The sequence below is a fragment of the Peptostreptococcus canis genome (assembly GCF_014229965.1).
In the GTDB taxonomy this organism is placed as follows: domain Bacteria; phylum Bacillota; class Clostridia; order Peptostreptococcales; family Peptostreptococcaceae; genus Peptostreptococcus; species Peptostreptococcus canis.
The window spans coordinates 90,303-110,891 of the sequence record NZ_JABGBW010000001.1; the positions used below are offsets into that span (position 1 = coordinate 90,303).

Below are 20,589 nucleotides of genomic sequence, written 5' to 3' on the forward strand. Positions count from 1 at the left end.
CTCAGGAGGATTTATGAATATTTTATTAAATATCATTGGTATTGTCGTAGTAATTGCACTAATGTTTTTAGTTTCTTACGACAGAAAGGCAGTTAATAAAAAGCAGGTATTAAAGGCCTTGGTTATTCAATTTATAATTGCGGCATTAATAGTGAAGTTGCCAGCCGGTAGGGCTGTAATTTCAAATGTCAGTAATGCCGTAGCAAAAGTTTTAAGTTATGGTAGTGAAGGGCTACAGTTTGTCTTTGGTTCTCTAGGTATATCGACAGCACCTACAGGATTTATATTTGCATTCCAGACTTTAGGAAATATTGTCTTTATATCCGCATTAGTGAGTGTTTTATATTATCTGGGCATATTAGGTTTCGTAGTTTCTAAACTTGGATGGATACTAGGAAAAGCATTTAAGACTTCGGAAGTTGAGAGTTTCGTAGCTGTTGCCAATATGTTTTTAGGACAAACGGATTCGCCAATATTAGTAAGTAAATATTTAAATTTAATGACAGACAGTGAAATAATGCTGGTATTGGTATCCGGTATGGGAAGTATGTCAGTAAGTATTATAGCCGGATATGTGGCCTTGGGAATTCCAATGGAATCTCTTTTAATAGCATCTACAATGGTACCCGTTGGATCAATTATTATTTCTAAAATAATCTGTCCACAAACTCAAACTGTAAATGAGATAGATGATGTTAAAATGGATAGAAAAGGAAATAATGAAAATGTTATTGATGCACTTTCTGCAGGCGCAATGGATGGTATGCATATGGCAATGGCTATAGGTGCTGCATTGATAGCTATTATATCAATTGTTGCATTGGTAAATGGTATACTAGGCAATTTTGGACTATCATTAGAAGGTATTTTATCTTATTTATTTGCACCTATTGGATATTTAATGGGGCTTGAAGGCGGAAATGTATTTAAAGCCGGTGAGTTGCTGGGTACTAAACTTGTATTAAATGAGTTTGTAGCATATGGAAAATTAGCACCTATTTTAAAGGGATTAGATCCGAGAACATCTTTAATGCTTTGTATATCTCTTGCCGGTTTTGCCAATGTAGGAAGTATAGGTATGTGTGTATCAGGTATCTCAATACTTTGCCCGGAAAAAAAATCAACACTTGCAAGACTTGGGACTAGGGGAATGATAGGAGGCTTTTCAGTAAGTTTGCTATCGGCACTGATTGTAGGTCTAATGATGTTGATTTAACTAATATCCAAAGCATATAATATTTACTTAATAAGGAGTATAATATTAATATAGCAAGTTGAATTATAAATGCGATGAACTATGTAAACTATTATGAAAGGAGACCGGTTATCCGGAGATAGATATGAGATTTTTAGATATTATAGAAAAGAAAAAAAATAAATTAGCTTTGACAGATGAGGAAATACAATTTTGGATTGATGGTGTTACGGATGGAAGTATACCGGACTACCAAACAAGTTCACTGCTTATGGCTATAGTATTAAATGGAATGGATGAAAGAGAAACAGCAAAACTTGCTGAAGCTATGATGAATAGCGGTGATGTAATAGATCTTTCTGAAATAGAAGGAATTAAAGCCGATAAACATTCTACAGGTGGTGTTGGAGATAAGACTTCTCTAGCCCTTGGTGCAATGGTAGCGGCTTGCGGATTAAAAGTAGCAAAAATGTCCGGTAGAGGATTAGGCCATACCGGTGGAACATTGGATAAGTTGGAGTCAATAGAAGGATTTAACATTTTTCTTACTGAAGAACAGTTCAAAAAGCAGGTTAATGAAGTAGGATTGTCTATAATAGGACAGACAGGAGAACTGGTTCCTGCAGACAAAAAGCTTTATGCATTAAGAGATGTTACGGCAACTGTCAACTCTATTCCTCTAATAGCATCATCAATAATGTCAAAGAAATTGGCTTCCGGATCAAACACCATACTTCTTGATGTCAAGTATGGGGAAGGCGCTTTTATGCAGACTATAGAAGATGCAAAAAAACTTGCAACGGCAATGATATCCATAGGTAATAGACTTGGTAGAAACACTATGGCTATGATTACAGATATGAATCAGCCTTTAGGTAACACAATCGGAAATGCACTGGAAGTTGAAGAGGCAATACAGACAGTTCAGGGAAACGGTCCTAAAGACTTTACAGAACTTTGTATGTGTGCCGGCGAAATAATGTTGATGCAAGGCAAAATAGCGAATTCAAAGGAAGAAGCCAGAAAAATGCTAAAAGAAGCTATATTATCGGGTAAGGCATTTGAAAAACTGCTTCAAATGGTAGAAGCTCAAGGCGGAAATATTGAACAAATAAAAAATACTAAATTACTTCCACAGTCGAAATTTGTAACAGAAATGAAATCGAAAGAATCAGGATATGTAGAAAATATTCATTCTATGCAATTAGGGATACTTGCTATGCATTTAGGAGCGGGGAGAGCTACTAAAGAAGATTCAATAAATTATGCGGTTGGAGTGAAGATGAATGCAAAAAAAGGTGATAAGGTAAATATTGGTGATGTACTGTGTACAGTTTATCATGATGAGGAATTAAAGCCGGAATGGATTGATAATTTCTACAAGACATTTACTTACAGTGATTCTAAGGTAGATCCTATTCCTATTGTAGAAGAAATACTAGGATAATAAAATGACTTTAAATTTAGTCAAAGATATTATAATATAGCGAAAAACATCAAAAAATTCCAATAAAATTATTTAGAGTATAAAGGGGTTAACCTAAAATACTTTTGCCGCAGGTGGAAAATTGTCTATCTGCGGCATTTTTATAAATAATATTAAAAATTGTCCATACTGAATAAATCGTTATTTTGTTAAAATTTGTGTTAAATTTATAAAATTCTATTTTAGGAAATTTAACACAATATAATTTAAATAATTAAATAAAATATAAATATTGACTTTTTAATGGTATATGTATATAATTGGGTTGATAAATAAGCTTATTTTAAAAGTTTATTTGTTAATTTAATATCTTAAAAATGAATAATAGGATAGCAAAGATTAATTTTTATTAAGGAGTATGTCAAATGATTAAGAAAAGTAAAAGAAGCACTTTATTATTTTTATCACTATTTTCTGTTTCTGTTCTGTCTTTTTCCGGTAATGTAATAAAAGCAGATGAAAACGTCTATAATATAGAGAGAATAGCCGGAAAAGATAGATATGAAACATCATTAAATGTGATGAAATATTTAATGAAAGACTCGAATGATTTAAAATTTGGAGTAGTAGCCAGTGGAGAAGATTTTCCGGATGCTCTTTCAGCAGGGTTTTTATCAAGTGAATATGATGCACCTTTGATATTATCGAAGAAAAATTATGTTCCTTCTAATGTTGAAAAAGATTTAAAGCAAAAAAATATAGATAATATGTTTTTGGTTGGTGGAGAGAAAACTTTATCTAAAACGGTGGAAAATACAATTTCTCAAAATTCAAAACTAACTACTAGAATAGCTGGAAAGGATAGATATAGTACATCAGAATTTGCAAATATACAAATCGCTAAACTTTATGGTTCTCCTGTTATAGGGGATACAAGTGCTGTTTATAATGGGAATTTATTTGCAGATGCATTATCAGCAACACCTTTTATGCATCAATATAATTCTGTTAACGAAACAAAGCTACCATTACTGGCTGTTGATGGGAAAAAAGGTGCTAAAAATTATAGTTTGATATTTGGTGGTGAATCTTCTATACCAAAATTTGAAGAAGAACATAGATTGGCCGGGAGTGATAGATATAAAACGGCTGTTGAAATTGCAAAAGCATATAAGACAATTTTAAATAAAGATATTGATACTATAATCATAGCAAATGGTGAAGATTATCCAGATTCCCTTTGTGCAGGGCCTTTGGCTTCAAAAAATAACGCTGCTATTTTACTAACTAATTCGAATAAATTAAATAAAGATACGAAAGAATACATTGAGTTTAATAAGAACATAAAAAAAGTTATAATTGTAGGTGGTGAAAATTCAGTATCGAAAGATATCGAAAAAGATCTGGAAAAGATTATTAAAAGATAATATTTTAAAGAAAGTTTTCTGTCAGAATATATTGATGAAAATTGAAATTTAAAATTTTTATGGAATTAATTTAAAGACCTTTATACCGTAAGTAAGAAGTAATTTACTTACGGTAATTTTTTGTACAAAGTAAAAATCTAATGCACATATTTCCAGTTTTGGATTTGCTTGAAGCTGTTTGAACATTTTTTTCTACTATCAAAATAAAATGCAAGTTGTCCTTTATATTCCATTACGAAACCTATAGGTCTAGAATGAGGTTGATCAACATCTACTGTTGCTATGTTATACGCTTTTGTATTTTTTAAAAAATCAATTACTTTCATATTTATCTCCTCCCAAATTAATTGTTGCAATTATATTTTACGCTTATAAAAAATTTAATTTGTTTTTAAATTTTTTATTTGTTATAATGATAGCAATGCAATAATATAATAACAAGTACTATTATTTACAATACTAAGTATTAAAAAAGATAGTATTAGATTAAAATAACGTATTAAAGATAAAAAAATAATTGTATCTAATATAGTCTAAAAGTAATATTTTGAATTTTTGGAAAGAGTTTGAATACGATGGAGATGGATATATAAAATACACTTGACATTAATTTTTGTTATTATATAATCGAAGTTAAAAGTAGGTAGTTATATAAAAATTTAAAACGTATCAATAAATATTAATTTGAGATATAGAACTAATTGATTTTTATCTAACTAATTGACTTTATTATTACAATTAATCAAGGAGAATTAATACATGAAAGGGAAGATTTACGTTGCCGATGACGAGAAAAATATAAGGGATTTAATAAAATCTTTTTTAGCTGAAGAAGGACATGAAGTTGTTTTATTTGAAGATGGTGAAAGCCTATTAGAGGCTTTTTATAAAAGTGAACCGGATATAGTGATATTAGATGTTATGATGCCCGGAATGGACGGATTTACGTTATGTACAAAAATAAGAAAGAAATCTGATGTGCCAATATTATTATTGACAGCGAGAGATACGGATGCGGATTATATAACGGGATTTACAGCCGGTTGCGATGATTATTTTACAAAACCTTTTTCACCTGTAAAGCTTACAATGAGAGTAAATGCAATATTAAAAAGGTCATTTAAGGAAAATAATTCTTCTCAAGATAGAGAATTGTTTTATGGAGATATAACTATAAATAATGATTTGAAGACATTTATGGTAAATGAGAAACAAGTCAAGCTGACTAATACAGAATTTGAATTAATGAATTATTTATTAGTTAATAAAGAAAGGGCTGTATCAAGAGAGGAACTTCTAAGTAGTATCTGGGGATATGATACTGTTGTAGAAACTAGAGTAACAGATGATATGATTAAAAGGATACGAAAAAAATTGAGAGAAAACAACAGCATAGTATCAATTGATACAGTTTGGGGGTTTGGATTTAAATTAGAAAGTAGGGATTAATTATGAAAATAGAAAATAAAAAAAGTCTTTCTAAAACTATTTTACTCGCACCTATTATAATAGTTGTAATATCTTTTTTTATAATTTCTTTATCATTTCAATTTGTGATAGATAAACATATAAACTCCATAACAGAAGGTGGTATAAAAAGTGAATTTGAGGATTTAGACTTGATATACAGGAATGAGGATATGATTCCTTATTCTAGTGAGGAGGAGAGTGAAGAAGAACCTTTAATAGTACCAACAAAATATATTATTTTGGATGAAAATTATAATCTGATTTTTCCGGATAAAGAATGGACATTTCAAAAAGAAAGAAAAATAGCATTGCGGATAGCTAAATATTTTTTGGAAAATAAAAATTTGCCACAAAAAGGTATATCTCAAAAAATTGAAATAAATAATAGAACCTTACTAATAAAATCAAAAAAGTATAGAGGAATATATGAAGGTATGTATGTAGTAGAACCTGATAGTGTGCAACTTGATGTTGATAATCAGAAAGTAAGTGACTATCATGTGTTGGTATATGCTGATATTTCCCCAATACAAAGACTTATAAATGATATAAATAAGATTCTAATTGCATTACTTATTGTGTCTGGTTTATTATCTATTTTTGTTATGCTTCATATATTAAAAAAAGTAACGTTGTCATTTAAGGGATTAAATAATTACTTGATAAAAGTGGGAAAAAAGGAAGATATATCAGAAATTCCAAATTTTACTTATGATGAATTTTCAAATGTAGTGGATACGGTAGTTTCTATGTCGAAACAAATTTCTAAGTCAGAGCAAATTCAAAAGCAGTTTTTTCAAAATGCATCTCACGAGTTAAGAACGCCTCTGATGTCTATTCAGGGATATGCAGAAGGATTAAAGTATGATGTAATAAAAGATAAACAGAATGCATATGACATTATAATATCAGAAAGTGATAAAATGACTAAATTAGTGGATGAAATTTTGTTTTTATCAAAATTTGAAAGTGAAGCGCCAAAAAAAGAAAGAATAAAAGTTAGTGAAATTCTATATGATTGTGCTAGTTCTATGGATTCAATAGCAAAAGAGAGAAATATAGAATTTGCTTTTGATATAGACGGAGATTTTACAATAATTGGAGATGAAGATATGATTCAGCGAGCATTTTCTAATATAATTTCAAATGCTATTAGATATGCAAAATCGAAAATAGATATTGAATGTAAATCTGAAGGTGAAAAATTGTACTTATCAATAAAAGATGATGGTTGTGGAATTTTGGAAGAAGATTTACCACATATATTTGAAAGGTTCTATAAAGGAAAAGGAGGTAAATTTGGTATAGGATTATCTATGGCTAAGGAAATTATTGGAAAGCATAGCGGTGTGATATATGTAGATTCAAAGTTTGGAAGTACCATCTTTACAATAGAACTGCCATTAAATAGTTATGAATAATTTTGCCACAAATTAGCCTATTTTTTCATACAATATTAAGGAGATTTATCTTAATATCATTTGATATAATAAAAATAAGATAATAGGTGAATAAAAATAAGATAAAAAAAGAAGCTTTGGATTTTATAAAAACTATAAAAAGATAGTTATCTAAATGAAGATTAGAAAGGATAGGTGGAAATTATGAAAAAGATGGTAGCATTATTAATGACAGGAACAATAGCAACATCATTACTAAATAGTTTTAATTCTCAAGTTTTTGCAGAAGAGAAAGATAAAAGAGAATGTATAGAATGTAATGAAGAATTTATACAAAGTGAAAATATTAATGATATTTTTGCTTCTGGTAATTCATTTTTGACTCAAAATCAGGTTTTAGAGGAAGAAAAAGAGTCTGAACTTGATAATAAGGAACTTGAAAAAATTGAAAGTGAAATAGATAGTATATATGATTCAATAATGAATAGAGATAATATCTATGAAAAGTATGATAAAATTTCTGCTAGAAATCAAAATCTATGGGAAAAATTATATAATTCGCTTGATGAATATTATTCTGAGGATATTACGATTGATACAATAAAATCTTCTAAGGCAATAAACGAGGATGAAAAAAATAAATTAATAGAAGACCAAAAAGAACTTGATAAATTAGATAAAATATTTGAGCAAAGAATTAAAGAAGCAGAAGATGCTACTAAGTCATTGACTGAAAAAGCAGATAAAATTTATGAAAAAATTAATTCTGAACAGGAAAATGATGAACCAGTATTATATAAAAATAATTCAAATTTAAGTGAAAATAGCGAAGAAACTGATTTCGAATAATATAGTTTTAGAAAAAGATTACAATGAGTGCCATAAAAATTAAGTAGCTATAGAGCCGATTTAAAAACAGTGTTTTTAGATCGGTTCTTTTTTTGTTATAAAGTAAGTTATATTTAATTATATGTAAAAAATATTACACATATAAGTTTACACATGTAAAGTACAACTGTATTGTCAGTTGAAAGTAGGTATGTTATAATTTTTATGAAAAGGGGGTTGATTTTGTGATACGTGACAGAATTAAAGAGTTGAAGCAAAATGAAGATGCCATAATTTTAGCACATTATTATGTGGATGGCGAAATTCAAAAAATTGCTGATTATGTAGGAGATTCCTTCTACTTGGCTCAAGTGGCTAAGAAGTTGAATAATAGAACGATTGTTATAGCGGGAGTATATTTTATGGGAGAGAGTGTAAAAATATTAAATCCCGATAAAACAGTAAGGATGGTTGATATAAAGGCGGATTGTCCGATGGCACATATGGTAACTGTGGAAAAAATTAAAGAGATGAGGGAAAAATATGAGGATCTTGCAGTGGTTTGCTATATAAATTCTACTGCAGAAATTAAATCTCATTGTGATATATGTGTAACATCGTCAAACGCAGTTAATATTGTTAGTCAACTTAAGGAAAAAAACATATTTTTTGTACCGGATCAAAATTTAGGTGCATATGTTGCAAGATTCGTGAAAGAAAAAAATATTATTTTAAATGACGGATATTGTCCTGTTCATAATAAGATAAGGGCAAATGAATTAGAGGATTTGAAAATCAAATATAAAAAGGCTAAAGTTCTCTGTCATCCTGAATGTAGAGAAGAGGTTCTAGCACTTTCAGATTATATAGGAAGTACAAAAGGCATAATACAAGAGGTCGGAAAATATAAGGATGAAAATGAATTTATCATAGTTACGGAAGAAGGCATCTCATCAGAATTATTTTCAAAGTATCCAACTAAGAAATTTTACTATTTGAATGATTTTGTATGTGATGATATGAAAATGCCGACATTGGAAAAATTGGAAAGCACGTTAAAAAATAAAGAGAATGAAATATTTGTAGATGAAGATATTGCTAAAAAAGCATTGGTAGCATTGGATAGAATGCTGGAATTGGGAGTGAAGTAAAAAATGATTAAAATAGATTGTGATGTTGTGGTCGTAGGATCCGGCGTTGCCGGGCTAGTTTGTGCCCTAGAATTACCTGAAGATTATAATATTATATTAATTACCAAGAAAAATTTAGAAGATAGCAACTCTTATTTGGCACAAGGGGGAATTTCAGTAAGGCGTGGTGAAAAAGACAGAGAATCTTTCATTAATGATACTCTTACTGCAGGACATTTTAAGAATAATAAAAAGGCTGTTGAAATTTTAGTAGATGAATCAGAAGATGCGGTACAGAGTCTATTAAAATATGGTGTTGAATTCAATATGAAAGATGATTCTTTGGCTTATACCAGAGAAGGAGGACATAGTAAGTTTAGAATAGTATATCATAACGACATTACAGGTAGAGCTGTCATGGAGGGATTAATAAAGAAGGTAAAAACAAGAAGAAACATTCGTATATTAGAAGAATGTGAAATGAAGGATATTGTAGAAATGGACAATTCATCCTTAGGTGTAATAGCAAAATACGATAATAAATACACATTTATAAATTCAAAATATACTGTACTTGCAACCGGTGGTACAGGTGGTTTGTATGGGAATTCCACTAGCTTTCCCCATATAAAAGGGGATGGGATAGGTGTAGCCATCACTCATGGGGTAAAGTTAAAGGATATTTCCAATATACAGATTCATCCAACTTCGCTGTATGAAGAAAAAATAGGAAGAAGATTTCTAATATCCGAATCGGTAAGAGGAGAAGGAGCGAAAATATTAAATTATCATGGAAATAGATTTATAGATGAATTAAAGCCCAGAGATGTAGTATCAAAGGCTATCTTTGAAGAAATGAAAAAGGACAATTCAAAACATGAATGGCTCAATTTTAGAACAATAGACAAGGATATAAATGCCAGATTTCCAAATATTTGTAAGTATTTGATGGATATAGGGATAGATCCAAAAAAAGAAAATGTACCTGTAGTTCCGGCTCATCACTATACTATTGGTGGAATTGATGTTGATATGAATGCAAGAACATCGATGAATAATTTATATGCCATTGGAGAAGTTGCAAATACAGGAGTTCACGGAACTAATAGATTGGCGAGTAATTCTCTTTTGGAATGTGTGGTATTTGGAAAAAGAGCCGCCAAAGATATTAAAAACAATTATACAGAGGAAAAGAAGAACCTTGATTTGGATAATTTGGCGTATTCAATAGATGGCAATTATGAAGATATAGTTAAGAAAAGGATTGAGGAAGATGAAAATTCAAAAGTTAAATAACTTTCAGATTGATAAATATATAATAGCAGCGTTAAAAGAAGATATAACGTTTGACGATTTAAGTACCAGTGCTATTTATAGAGAAGATAAAACTGCCAAAATATCATTGTTATCTAAAGATAAAGGTATATTGGCGGGATTAGATGTCTTTAAACGAGTTTTTTCAATAAACGATCCTTTAGTTGATTTTATAGAATATAAAAAAGATGGAGATAAAATAACTAACGGAGAATTAGTGATGGAAATCATTGGGAATGTGAGAACCATATTAACGAGCGAGAGAGTAGCACTAAATTTTCTTCAAAGAATGAGTGGAATTGCGACTCAAACAAAAAAATATGTAGAGGCTTTGGGAGATGAAAATATAAAAATTTTGGATACCAGAAAAACTACACCTAACTTGAGATTATTTGAAAAATATTCGGTTAAAGTGGGTGGAGGATTTAATCACAGATATAATTTATCTGATGGAATAATGCTTAAAGATAATCATATTGGTGCTGCGGGTTCTGTAAAAAAAGCAATTGAAATGGCAAGAGAATATGCTCCATTTGTTAAAAAAATAGAAATTGAGGTTGAAGATCTCGAAATGTTAAAGGAAGCAGTCGATGCCAAAGCGGATATAATAATGCTTGACAATATGGATATAGATATGGTAAAAAAAGCTATAGAAATTATTGATAAAAAAGCCATAATAGAATGTTCCGGAAATATAAATATAGATAATATAAGCAGATATAGAGGTATGCAAATTGATTATATATCAAGCGGTTCACTTACAAATAATGCAAATATTGTGGATTTATCTATGAAGAATTTGAGGTATGTAGATTAATTGTATTTAGGATAGGGGTGTATTGATGAACAAAACAGACGAAAGAAGAGAAAAGATATTAAAAGTATTAATTGAAAATGATGATCCTATTAATGGAACAGAATTATCAAAAATATTTGGAGTATCACGCCAGGTGATTGTTCAAGATATAGCTATTTTAAAAGAAAAAAACAATGATATTATATCAACAAATAGGGGATATAAGATTTTTAAAAAAGCTTCTTGTGTCAGAGTAATAAAAGTATCACATAGTGATGAAGACATTGAGAATGAATTAAATATAATTGTTGATTTAGGAGCAGTTGTAAAAGATGTATTTATATCTCATAAGGCTTATGGTAAAATAAATATAGATTTAAACATAAAATCCAGAAGAGATGGTCAAAATTTAAATGATAGAATCAATGCAGGTATTAGTAAACCATTAAAAAATCTCACAAATGGATATCACTACCATACTATTATGGCTGAATCTGAAGAAATACTAGATGAAGTAGTTAAAAAATTAGATGAAGCCGGATATCTGGTAAAATAAAAAACAGGAGGTATTAATATGATAATCACAACAACAGCAAATATTGATGGCAAGGAAATAATAGAATATAAAGGGATAGTATTTGGAGAAGTTATAACAGGGATTAATATATTAAAAGATATTGGTGCCGGACTAAGAAATTTCTTTGGTGGAAGAAGTGAAGGTTATGAACAGGAGCTTTTAAAAGCTAGAAATGAAGCCTTAGATGAGATGGCAGAAAGAGCAAAATCAATGGGAGCAGATGCGGTTGTAGGAGTGAAAATGGACTATGAAGTTCTTGGAGCTGATAATGGAATGCTGATGGTAACTTGTTCAGGAACCGCGGTTAGATTAGGATAGAATCCAAATATACATAACATATACATATATAGAAATTATGATGTGATTCCAGGTTATACTTTATTAGTTCATTTATAATGTTTTTATTACCTGGATTCATTGGTTCTTTTCTTTTTCTCATAACAAAAGTCCTCCTATGATAATTGTACCGACCCCCAAAAGTTAGACCTAAAAATCTAGTGATTGGTAGGTCACCTCAAAGTTAATTTTATCATAGAAGGACTTATAATTTTACAGATTTTTCATAGACTTTTAGTGTACAAAAATTTTATAAAAAAATTAAAATATATATAATGTTAAAGTAGTATGTCAACAAATGATTAAGTATTAGACTAAAATAATCAACTTATGCATTGAAGAATACTCCAACAACTATTCCCATAACAGAAATTTCTTCACGATTAATATCGATAGGAGGAATATTTTTATTTCCTGCAATAATTATTATTTTATTTTCATTAAATTTATCTACATAACATCTTCTTAATATAGGTTCTGAGTTAGGAATTTTAATTACAAATAGTTTTCCATCTATTATTTTAGAACAAGCTTTTATTAAGACAAAATAATTAGGAAAAATATTGTATAAAATATTATCTTTAGATTCGATTTTAACGGTATAATCTGCATCAATTAAATTTTTATCAATAAGAATATAGTTCTCTATATTTTCATTTGAGGTTACCTTTTTTCTATTTTTAAGATTATAAATATTCATAGGTTTTACAGAAGAACATTTATAATTAATAAATTCAGGTTCCATATTTAATACTTCGCATAATTGATTAAATTGCTCTAGGGAAATTTTAGATAAAATTTCCTCATCTGACATATTTTCAAATCTTGTGATTGTTGTTCTCGAAACATCTAAGCTCTCTGATAAATATTTTTGTGAATATCCATTTTTTTTTCTGAAATATCTAATTATATTCATAATTTTATTATCTCCAAATAAAAAACTAATAGTGTTTATTTTTGAAACATCTTCAATTAATATTATATCTTAAATACAATAAAATTCAATTATAAATGTGAATTATTAATTAATTATGTATCAAATAAAAACATTGATTAATGTTTGATGTGTAAGTATTATGTAAGTATATAACTCTTAAAAAGATATAGAAAAGGGATTATTTAAAAATTTACTTAATAAAGGAGTAATTATGATTAGAATTAGATTTAAAACGCAATATATAATGACTTTTATAATTATAATATATTGTATATTTTTAATTTTAACTGATATTTTTGGTAAATATACATTTGTTGATGTGCCTGAGATTATAAAATTTAACAGTCATGAAATTGTTTTTTCATCATTTTATAAGAATGCATATTTTTTTGGAGCAGATTTGATGTTAATATTATGTATGGCATTATTTGATTTATTTATTTTTATACCAATAGGATTTTATTTATATAAGACAAGTAGTAGTGTAAACAAAATTTTTAAAATCTATTTAATTATTTCTTTCTTATATAATTTACTTAAATTTTCAATATGTATATCTCCATTAGCATTTGATTTAGTAATTTTAAATTTTATGGGAATGGTATATGGCTTTTTTTTAAAAAAGGAAATAGGCTTAGATGTTGATAAGTATACAAAATTAAATGTAGAAATAAAGAAAATATATTTTTTATTGTTTTTTTTACTATTTATTTTTATGTTACCTATAAAAGGAGTTACAGAAAATATTTCGGATAGATTTTCAAATGGAACAAAATATTATCTTAAAGAAAGTGATATTAGTAATATATTAAATGATACTAGTTTGGATAAAGAGTTTCGTCAAACTTATAAATCATATAATAATTATAAAAAAATATTAAATGATAAAAAACAAGAGAATATATTATCTGGAAGATTTAAAGGAATTTCTAATGAAAATGATAAAGACAGTAATATTAAAATAAAAATTGATAATAATATATATAAACTTAAAATAAGTGAAGATTCACGTATTTTATATGTTGATTATGCAGGGGACGATAAGAAATTTGATTGTTTATCATATAAACTTTCGAAATATTTTGATAAGGATAGAAGTGTATTTAAAAATATAATTCGTAATAATGATTTATCTTCAAAAGTCAATTCTGAATCTGAAGTAATGGTCATCAGTGATGAAAATAATGTAGTTGAAACAATTGTAATTAAATCAAATTATTTTAAAGGGGTGAATAAATATTGAATAATGTATCAATAAAAAATTTATTAAGTTCACAACAATTAAAAATAATAGCTCTAACTTGTATGTTTATACAGCATTTTACATATGCATTGATAAAACCCATTTATGGAGATAAAGCAAGTATACTTATGGATATAGGTAACATAACTTTTCCAATTATAATTTTTTTGTTGGTAGAAGGATTTATACATACAAAAAATTTAAAAAAATATTTAATTAGAATTTTTATTATGATGATAATATCAGAAATTCCATACAGACTTATATTTAGTGAAAGTGAAGGTTCCATAGGAAATATTATGCTGTCATTATTACTTGTGTTAATAACAATAAGTATTTTTAGAGTTTTTAAAGAAAATTTTATTATAACAATAATTGTAGTTATAATATTTGCTATTATAATGTTGCGTTATGCTGATTATAATATTTTTGGATTACTGTTGGCTTTGAATTTTTTTATATTTAGAGAAAATAAAATGACTAAATCATTAAATTTATTTTTTATATGGATATTATGGACAAAAGTATTTTATATACCAATAATAATTACTTTATTAATAAATTTATATAATAATAAATTAAGTAATAGTTTAAATGTTAGTGTGAAAAGAAAAAATATAATTAAATATGTATTTTATTTATTCTATCCAATACATTTTATAATTATATATATCTTAAAATCAATTATATAATGTTTTATATATCATGTATTGAATTGTAATAATTCCAACAACAAATTAATTTGAGTATATAGAGTTTTTCTGTAATTTAGCCTTCTATGTCTAGTCTGCCGATTAGTCGGTTTTTAAAATTTAAATATTTACTGCAGGAGATACTAAAAAGAATCTAGTTCTCCTGTTTGTTTACGCGCCATGGGCGCACTATAACGGGTGAAAGTCCCGAACACGCCTAGGTGACGAGAAATCTTTTGTTCTTTTTTTATTGTTATTTATATAATATTCTATTGTTGATTTTCATAAACTCTAAACTTACCTAAACGCCTTACTCTCTCATTCGCGTTAATTATTTTTTTGATTTTCTTGTTTAATCAAAATAGTTGCTATTTTCTCTAATTTTTTTATTAAATCAACCTGTTCTTTTTTATCATCTGATAGTTTTCTATAAGATTCTTCTGAAAAATCATATTCACTAGGGATATTATTAACAACATCTATATACATTTCTGAATAATATTTTTTATCTTGCAAACGAATTTTTTTTTCATCAATATCCTTTATATCTATTTTTAAAAGCTGGTTTTTATCATATCTAGTTGATGTAAAATCATCAACTGAACTGTTTTTATTAAAATAAAATAAACTGGATAACAGAATAACAATAACAACCAATGTGTAAAATTTCAAACTTTTCTTTTTATTCAAATAAAACACCTCCACAATTGCTGATTTTAATGTTAACATGTTTTAAGTAATATATAAAGTTTGTTTTTACTATTCATTAAAATAAAAACATTATAAATAAAATGTAATGTATTTATAGCATATGTTACAAAAATAAATAAAAAAGAGAGGAATTCTGATATAATGATAAAATCAATTTGTAAAGGTTATTTTTCATGTATACTATAGCAAAAAAAGAAGTTTTTAATAAATTAGAATTTGTAGGAGGAAACCACTATGGCAATTGCAAATATGAAGGTTACTTTTTTATGTCCAATAGAAAAAGTATGGAATAAGGTAACGGACCTTAATGATTTTTTTTGGAGAAGTGATTTACAAAATATAAAAATTATAGATGAGAAAAATTTTTTAGAGATTACAAAGGATGGAATAGAAACACATTTTAAGGTTACAGAATTTGTAAAATATCAATGCTGGTCTTTTGAAATAGAGAATGAAAATATTAAGGGAACTTGGATAGGAAAATTTTATTCACAAGAAGATAAAACAACATTGGATTTTACTGAAAGTGTAGTTTCCAAAAAGCTTATATTTAGGCCATTTGTAGGTTTGTATTTAAGAAAACAACAGAAACTTTATTTTAGGGATTTAAAGAGGGCGTTAAACTGTGAAGAAGCAAGTTTTATTCAAAAGCCATAAATGAGAATTAAATAAAATTAACAAAAGGAAGTAAAAGCATATAGCCAATACTTCCTTTTTTGATTGTATATATTGATTGTATCAATGGGTTTAATAGTTTTTATAATTCTTCTATTTTGTCCCATTCTATTCCATTGTTTGAAAGAACAGTTTCTATTTTTTGTCTCTCTTCAGGAATACCACGCCAAGCAATACCACATCCGGTAGAAAGAACTCTAGGTACAGGAACCAGTTTTCCTTCTATGTCATTTTTCTTAAATGCCTGTTCTGTCGCTATTGCTTCAGATGTGACAAAAAAAGTTATGTATAAATATTTTTGTTTTGTCATTTTACTTTATCTCTAATTTATATTCTAGCCCTACTTCTTCTGTAGTAACTTTTTTACCTAGTTTTTCACAAAACTTTGTGATGTTCTTTACTGTATGTGCTTCATTAGCTATTACTAATAATTCTTCCTCACCCGAATCAAGTTCATTTTTAACTCTTAGTACAGGTTCAGGGCAAGATAATCCTCTTACGTCTATTTCTTTCATTTTACTACTCCTTCAAAATTACAAGTATTTATATGATTATAATTCTATATTTAGTTGATTTCTTTCTTTTTCTTAGAACCCCATACAGCTACTATAAATAATATTATTATAGATACAATAACTGCTATTTTTCCATTTGGTCCAGGTCCACCGATTGCAGCCGCTTTTTCTGCCGTTTCAAGTGCAGCCGGTGCAGATGCTAAAGCGAAGTTATGTGCAAATGCAGCACCTACAAACATACCAATCACAGTGATAGCTGAGTCAGATGATCCTGTTGATGCTATGACTAATTGTCTAAGTGGGCAACCTCCCAATAAAACTGCGGCAAATCCTACAGCATACATAGATAGTATATTCCAAAGAGTCTGTGCATGAGCGATTGGTCCAAATGAAACTAATTTGAAGTTATTTGTAGCTACATTAAATACTAACATTACTACAAATATACCTGCAATAATACTGAAAAGACTAAAATCTTTTAGTAGGAATATATCCCTTATAGAACCGGCAAAGCACATTCTGCTTTTCTGTGCTATAATACCGAATACAATACCAACAATCAATGAAGCTATTATCGGTGCATGCATACTTCCAGGACCTTCTTTACTAAAGGCAAAAAGAGAAGTAACAGTTATGCTTAAAACAAATAAAACAACTGTGATAACCGGTAGAATATATCCGCTTTCCTTTTTTACAGTATATGATCTACCTAGTGAGAATCCTTTTTTCAAGAATACTACTCCAGTGTATACTCCTCCTACAAATCCTACTAAACCTATATATGAGCTGATATCACCGGATGACATTCTAAGAATCATACGCAATGGGCAACCTAGAAATACAAGTGCACAAACCATCATAATTACTCCTAAAAGAAATCTGATTGGAGCAGCAGATCCACCTGTAGATCTATACTCTTTTTTGTATAGTGATATTATAAAAGCACCTAGAATAATTCCTACAATTTCAGGTCTAAAGTACTGTACCACTTCTGCCTGATGAAATTTCATAGCTCCTGCAGTATCCCTTATAAAACAAGCGATACAAAACGCCATATTTTTAGGATTTCCTAAAAAAGCAAGTATTGCTGAACCTATACCGGCTATAATACCCAGTATAAATAAACCTTTTTTACTTTCGAATAATTGCATTTATTTTCCCCCTATTTCGTCAATAATATTTTTTATTGCGTTAATTGCAACTTCAATCTCTTCTTTTGTGTTTGAATGTGAAAAACTAAATCTTACCATACCTTGATCCACAGTGCCGAAAGACTTATGTAATAAAGGAGCACAATGTGCGCCGGGTCTGGTAGAAATTCCATACTCATCTGATAATATCATACTGATTTCCGAAGAGTCAGAATCCATAATATTAAAAGCGACTATTGGAGACCTCAAATAGTGATCGGAATAATCGCCATACAACTTGATTCCAGGAAAATTTTTGATACTTTCATAGAAATATTTAGCAAGCTCCTGAGACTTTCTAGTTAGATTTTCCATGCCATTATCATTAATGTATTCAATTCCTGCAATCAGACCGGCAATACCATGTGTATTTAGAGTTCCGGCTTCCAACCTTGTAGGCATTTTATCAGGTTGATATTCATTATAAGTTTGCACACCGGTTCCACCTACAATAAATGGTTTTATTTCTATTTTCTCTGAGACACATAATCCTCCAGTGCCCTGAGGTCCTAATAATGATTTATGTCCAGTAAAACAAAGCACATCGATACTCATTTCTTTCATATCGATTTTAAATGAACCTGCTGTTTGTGAAGCATCGACGATAAATATTAATTTATGTTTTAAACATAGATCTCCTATTTTTTTCAAGTCGTTTATATTGCCTATGACATTGGATGAATGATTAATAATAATAGCTTTAGTATCATCATTGATAAAGTCTTCAATACATTCATATTTTAGATTGCCTTTTTCATCCATTGGAATATAATCTACTTTTAAGCCTTCAAGCTTTAAATAGTTTAACGGTCTTAGTACTGAGTTATGCTCCATTTCTGTTGTTATAACATGATCTGATGGTGTTAAAATTCCCATTATAGCTATGTTTAATGCTTCTGTAGAGTTTTTTGTGAAAACTACCTGCCTTGGATTATCGGCATTAAATAACTTACATATTGAATTTCTTGCACTATAAATAATCCTATCTGAAGATAGGCTTTCATTGTACACACCTCTGGAGGCATTTCCGGCAGTTTTCATAGCATTTATAACAGCTTCAATTACTTTTTCAGGTTTATTTTTTGTCGTTGCGGCATTGTCAAAATAATACACTTATTACACCTCCTTACTAATTATATTTAGATTAATAAAGGCAATCTATAATCCTTTTTTATGTATTTACAAATAAATAACTTTATATAGTTAATTCTAACATTTATAAATATAATAGGATATAAATATAGATTTATTTAATACTTAACATTTTGATTATAGAAAAAATTAATAGTTTAAAATGTAAAAGGAAATAAGAATCATGATTTGATTTTTGATACGATATATATTTTAAATAGATAAAAGAGCTTCGTATTATTGACTTTACAAATGAACATATGAAATTATATTGTGATATAATTTAGAAAGAATGTGTAAATATACTTTTTACTGGAGGATAGATATGTATGATATTATGATATGTATATTAAGCTGAAAACTGACTACTTGACATCAGATAGCGGTCAAATTGAAATTGGAATATCAATATTTATTTAAAAGTTATAGTTTGGAGGAAATATTTTGGATTATTATAAAATTATGGAAAAACAGGGATTAACTGTAAGTGTAGTTGCTTGTGCTCTTAACATAAGTGATGAAAAAATGCAGGAGATATTAGAACTTGATAATCCTATCGATGGAATGGATTGTATGCAAATAGGTGAGTTTGCAAGAGTTTTAGGGATAGATATAGAAATATGATTTTAGAGTTTATTTATGATATATTTTTATAGAGGTAAAATAATAAAAACTATAGATAAGCAACCTATTAAAATTGATATGGCAGGAGAATTTATGATTAGAAAAGCTAATATTAGAGATATTGAAAGAATAATGGAAATAGTATATATTGCTAAATCTTTTATGAAAAATATGGGAAACCCTAATCAGTGGAAAGAAGAATATCCTCAACAAGCTCACTTTGAAAAGGATATAGCTATGGGAAATTGTTATGTTGTTGAAAATGAAGGAGTTGTTAGAGCAGTTTTTGTATTCGTAATAGGAGAAGATCCGACATATTCTATTATAAAGGATGGCAATTGGCTAAACAATGAAGAGTATGGCACATTACATAGAATAGCAAGTGATGGGAAATTTAAAGGTGTCTTCAATACTATTTTGAATTATGCAAAGATGTATACTTCAAATATAAGAATAGATACTCATGAAAATAATATTATAATGATAAAACTTTTTGAAAAAAATGGATTTAAAAAATGTGGAAAAATAAAAGTGGAAGATGGAAGTGAAAGAATAGCATATCACTGGGTAGAAGTAGAATAAGAATTTTAAGAGATAAACCGTAAGGAAAAATAAGAATAAACATTAAAAGTATGACATTAAAGAAAAAAGGTTGGATTTATCCAGCCTTTTTTCTTTAAGTGAGTGTGTATTTATATTGTATGTCCTAGCTTACCAATTCTTTAAGTACTAAGTAAATTATATATTTATACCATGAATTTATTGGTATATATGTTATCTGTCAAAACTATATCCTACTATCATAATGATATAATATCTACTTGAATATTTAATGAAACATTTTTGAATTGAAAGTGAGTTTAATATAAAAAAAAACTAAAGAAATCTTAAGGAAAATTTAGTAATGTAAATTTTTTATGTTTTTATATTATGTTATCAATAGCAAAAGGTATAAAATATATGGGGATGAAT

The 20,589-nt window shown here is 28.2% G+C and carries 24 protein-coding genes; 16 read left to right on the forward strand and 8 right to left on the reverse strand.

Annotated features, from left to right (window positions below):
* Positions 1-13: 13 nt before the first annotated feature.
* The 3 genes from HLB29_RS00420 (at position 14) to HLB29_RS00430 (ending at position 4,048) form a co-directional block, all read left to right on the forward strand.
* On the forward strand, positions 14-1,216 hold the full coding sequence (locus HLB29_RS00420) for a NupC/NupG family nucleoside CNT transporter (RefSeq protein WP_185623193.1): 1,203 nt from the start codon (positions 14-16) through the stop codon (positions 1,214-1,216).
* 124 nt (positions 1,217-1,340) lie between these two features.
* On the forward strand, positions 1,341-2,642 hold the full coding sequence (locus tag HLB29_RS00425; RefSeq protein ID WP_185623194.1) for a pyrimidine-nucleoside phosphorylase: 1,302 nt from the start codon (positions 1,341-1,343) through the stop codon (positions 2,640-2,642).
* Positions 2,643-3,046: 404 nt separating this feature from the next.
* On the forward strand, positions 3,047-4,048 hold the full coding sequence (locus HLB29_RS00430; protein WP_185623195.1) for a cell wall-binding repeat-containing protein: 1,002 nt from the start codon (positions 3,047-3,049) through the stop codon (positions 4,046-4,048).
* A 137-nt stretch (positions 4,049-4,185) separates the two neighbouring features.
* Here HLB29_RS00430 and HLB29_RS00435 read toward each other — a convergent pair whose 3' ends face one another.
* Positions 4,186-4,374: a hypothetical protein gene (locus HLB29_RS00435; RefSeq protein WP_185623196.1), complete on the reverse strand. Its 189-nt coding sequence runs from the start codon at positions 4,372-4,374 to the stop codon at positions 4,186-4,188.
* Between the two features lie 433 nt (positions 4,375-4,807).
* Here HLB29_RS00435 and HLB29_RS00440 point away from each other — a divergent pair, with 433 nt between their 5' ends.
* From HLB29_RS00440 to HLB29_RS00475, 8 genes are all read left to right on the forward strand, one after another.
* The gene (locus HLB29_RS00440; protein ID WP_185623197.1) at positions 4,808-5,497 is read left to right on the forward strand and encodes a response regulator transcription factor; all 690 of its coding nucleotides are present in this window, start codon (positions 4,808-4,810) and stop codon (positions 5,495-5,497) included.
* A gap of 2 nt (positions 5,498-5,499) precedes the next feature.
* Positions 5,500-6,939 (forward strand): sensor histidine kinase, encoded by a 1,440-nt coding sequence (locus HLB29_RS00445; RefSeq protein ID WP_185623198.1) that lies wholly within the window; start codon positions 5,500-5,502, stop codon positions 6,937-6,939.
* Between the two features lie 183 nt (positions 6,940-7,122).
* Positions 7,123-7,767, forward strand: coding sequence for a hypothetical protein (locus tag HLB29_RS00450; protein ID WP_185623199.1), 645 nt, complete (start codon positions 7,123-7,125; stop codon positions 7,765-7,767).
* Positions 7,768-7,991: 224 nt separating this feature from the next.
* Positions 7,992-8,897, forward strand: a complete 906-nt coding sequence (gene nadA, locus HLB29_RS00455; protein ID WP_210059770.1) for a quinolinate synthase NadA — start codon at positions 7,992-7,994, stop codon at positions 8,895-8,897.
* A gap of 3 nt (positions 8,898-8,900) precedes the next feature.
* Positions 8,901-10,172: an L-aspartate oxidase gene (locus HLB29_RS00460; protein WP_207719480.1), complete on the forward strand. Its 1,272-nt coding sequence runs from the start codon at positions 8,901-8,903 to the stop codon at positions 10,170-10,172.
* Complete coding sequence (gene nadC, locus HLB29_RS00465) at positions 10,150-11,007, forward strand: carboxylating nicotinate-nucleotide diphosphorylase (RefSeq protein WP_185623200.1); 858 nt, start codon at positions 10,150-10,152, stop codon at positions 11,005-11,007. Before HLB29_RS00460 ends, nadC begins: the two co-directional genes overlap by 23 nt.
* A 25-nt stretch (positions 11,008-11,032) precedes the next feature.
* Positions 11,033-11,542, forward strand: a complete 510-nt coding sequence (locus HLB29_RS00470; RefSeq protein WP_185623201.1) for a transcription repressor NadR — start codon at positions 11,033-11,035, stop codon at positions 11,540-11,542.
* An 18-nt stretch (positions 11,543-11,560) separates the two neighbouring features.
* Positions 11,561-11,881 carry a putative heavy metal-binding protein gene (locus HLB29_RS00475; protein ID WP_185623202.1) on the forward strand — a complete coding sequence of 107 codons (321 nt, stop codon included), beginning with the start codon at positions 11,561-11,563 and terminating at the stop codon, positions 11,879-11,881.
* Here HLB29_RS00475 and HLB29_RS09700 read toward each other — a convergent pair.
* Positions 11,868-12,002, reverse strand: coding sequence for a hypothetical protein (locus HLB29_RS09700; protein WP_279287991.1), 135 nt, complete (start codon positions 12,000-12,002; stop codon positions 11,868-11,870). The two genes, HLB29_RS00475 and HLB29_RS09700, sit on opposite strands and share 14 nt — an antisense overlap.
* A gap of 225 nt (positions 12,003-12,227) precedes the next feature.
* The gene (locus tag HLB29_RS00480) at positions 12,228-12,815 is read right to left on the reverse strand and encodes a helix-turn-helix domain-containing protein (RefSeq protein WP_185623203.1); all 588 of its coding nucleotides are present in this window, start codon (positions 12,813-12,815) and stop codon (positions 12,228-12,230) included.
* Positions 12,816-13,047: 232 nt separating this feature from the next.
* Between HLB29_RS00480 and HLB29_RS00485 the strand changes: the two genes are divergently transcribed.
* Positions 13,048-14,079, forward strand: coding sequence for a hypothetical protein (locus HLB29_RS00485; protein ID WP_185623204.1), 1,032 nt, complete (start codon positions 13,048-13,050; stop codon positions 14,077-14,079).
* The gene (locus HLB29_RS09825; RefSeq protein ID WP_185623205.1) at positions 14,076-14,771 is read left to right on the forward strand and encodes a TraX family protein; all 696 of its coding nucleotides are present in this window, start codon (positions 14,076-14,078) and stop codon (positions 14,769-14,771) included. The genes HLB29_RS00485 and HLB29_RS09825 overlap by 4 nt, the downstream gene beginning before the upstream one ends.
* Positions 14,772-15,098: 327 nt before the next feature.
* Here the strand turns inward: HLB29_RS09825 and HLB29_RS00495 are convergent, their stop codons facing one another.
* A complete protein-coding gene (locus HLB29_RS00495) occupies positions 15,099-15,461 on the reverse strand; it encodes a hypothetical protein (protein ID WP_185623206.1) in 363 nt (120 codons plus the stop codon).
* A gap of 255 nt (positions 15,462-15,716) precedes the next feature.
* Here HLB29_RS00495 and HLB29_RS00500 point away from each other — a divergent pair, with 255 nt between their 5' ends.
* Positions 15,717-16,139, forward strand: coding sequence for an SRPBCC family protein (locus HLB29_RS00500; protein WP_185623207.1), 423 nt, complete (start codon positions 15,717-15,719; stop codon positions 16,137-16,139).
* A 100-nt stretch (positions 16,140-16,239) separates the two neighbouring features.
* Here the strand turns inward: HLB29_RS00500 and HLB29_RS00505 are convergent, their stop codons facing one another.
* Genes HLB29_RS00505 through HLB29_RS00520 form a run of 4 tightly spaced genes read right to left on the reverse strand, consistent with a single transcriptional unit; the run spans position 16,240 to position 18,975 of the window.
* Positions 16,240-16,467, reverse strand: coding sequence for a putative Se/S carrier protein (locus tag HLB29_RS00505; protein WP_185623208.1), 228 nt, complete (start codon positions 16,465-16,467; stop codon positions 16,240-16,242).
* 1 nt (position 16,468) lies between these two features.
* The gene (locus HLB29_RS00510; protein ID WP_185623209.1) at positions 16,469-16,672 is read right to left on the reverse strand and encodes a sulfurtransferase TusA family protein; all 204 of its coding nucleotides are present in this window, start codon (positions 16,670-16,672) and stop codon (positions 16,469-16,471) included.
* Between the two features lie 50 nt (positions 16,673-16,722).
* Positions 16,723-17,823, reverse strand: coding sequence for a YedE family putative selenium transporter (gene yedE, locus HLB29_RS00515; RefSeq protein WP_185623210.1), 1,101 nt, complete (start codon positions 17,821-17,823; stop codon positions 16,723-16,725).
* Entirely contained in the window at positions 17,824-18,975 is a 1,152-nt protein-coding gene (locus tag HLB29_RS00520; RefSeq protein ID WP_185623211.1) for an aminotransferase class V-fold PLP-dependent enzyme, read from the reverse strand.
* Between the two features lie 462 nt (positions 18,976-19,437).
* Between HLB29_RS00520 and HLB29_RS00525 the strand changes: the two genes are divergently transcribed.
* Together HLB29_RS00525 and HLB29_RS00530 are read left to right on the forward strand one after the other, a co-directional pair.
* Positions 19,438-19,617: a hypothetical protein gene (locus HLB29_RS00525; protein ID WP_185623212.1), complete on the forward strand. Its 180-nt coding sequence runs from the start codon at positions 19,438-19,440 to the stop codon at positions 19,615-19,617.
* Between the two features lie 15 nt (positions 19,618-19,632).
* Positions 19,633-20,199 (forward strand): N-acetyltransferase, encoded by a 567-nt coding sequence (locus tag HLB29_RS00530; RefSeq protein ID WP_243155054.1) that lies wholly within the window; start codon positions 19,633-19,635, stop codon positions 20,197-20,199.
* Positions 20,200-20,589: the final 390 nt, after the last annotated feature.

Coding starts and splice junctions, on each gene's coding strand:
- HLB29_RS00500 (WP_185623207.1), top strand. CDS start 15,717: ATGGCAATTGCAAATATGAAGGTTACTTTTTTATGTCCAATAGAAAAA.
- HLB29_RS00475 (WP_185623202.1), top strand. CDS start 11,561: ATGATAATCACAACAACAGCAAATATTGATGGCAAGGAAATAATAGAA.
- HLB29_RS09700 (WP_279287991.1), bottom strand. CDS start 12,002: ATGAGAAAAAGAAAAGAACCAATGAATCCAGGTAATAAAAACATTATA.
- HLB29_RS00480 (WP_185623203.1), bottom strand. CDS start 12,815: ATGAATATAATTAGATATTTCAGAAAAAAAAATGGATATTCACAAAAA.
- HLB29_RS00440 (WP_185623197.1), top strand. CDS start 4,808: ATGAAAGGGAAGATTTACGTTGCCGATGACGAGAAAAATATAAGGGAT.
- HLB29_RS00425 (WP_185623194.1), top strand. CDS start 1,341: ATGAGATTTTTAGATATTATAGAAAAGAAAAAAAATAAATTAGCTTTG.
- nadC (WP_185623200.1), top strand. CDS start 10,150: ATGAAAATTCAAAAGTTAAATAACTTTCAGATTGATAAATATATAATA.
- HLB29_RS00430 (WP_185623195.1), top strand. CDS start 3,047: ATGATTAAGAAAAGTAAAAGAAGCACTTTATTATTTTTATCACTATTT.
- HLB29_RS00450 (WP_185623199.1), top strand. CDS start 7,123: ATGAAAAAGATGGTAGCATTATTAATGACAGGAACAATAGCAACATCA.
- HLB29_RS00445 (WP_185623198.1), top strand. CDS start 5,500: ATGAAAATAGAAAATAAAAAAAGTCTTTCTAAAACTATTTTACTCGCA.
- HLB29_RS00505 (WP_185623208.1), bottom strand. CDS start 16,467: ATGACAAAACAAAAATATTTATACATAACTTTTTTTGTCACATCTGAA.
- HLB29_RS00460 (WP_207719480.1), top strand. CDS start 8,901: ATGATTAAAATAGATTGTGATGTTGTGGTCGTAGGATCCGGCGTTGCC.
- HLB29_RS00510 (WP_185623209.1), bottom strand. CDS start 16,672: ATGAAAGAAATAGACGTAAGAGGATTATCTTGCCCTGAACCTGTACTA.
- HLB29_RS00530 (WP_243155054.1), top strand. CDS start 19,633: ATGATATATTTTTATAGAGGTAAAATAATAAAAACTATAGATAAGCAA.
- HLB29_RS00470 (WP_185623201.1), top strand. CDS start 11,033: ATGAACAAAACAGACGAAAGAAGAGAAAAGATATTAAAAGTATTAATT.
- HLB29_RS00420 (WP_185623193.1), top strand. CDS start 14: ATGAATATTTTATTAAATATCATTGGTATTGTCGTAGTAATTGCACTA.
- HLB29_RS00485 (WP_185623204.1), top strand. CDS start 13,048: ATGATTAGAATTAGATTTAAAACGCAATATATAATGACTTTTATAATT.
- HLB29_RS00435 (WP_185623196.1), bottom strand. CDS start 4,374: ATGAAAGTAATTGATTTTTTAAAAAATACAAAAGCGTATAACATAGCA.
- yedE (WP_185623210.1), bottom strand. CDS start 17,823: ATGCAATTATTCGAAAGTAAAAAAGGTTTATTTATACTGGGTATTATA.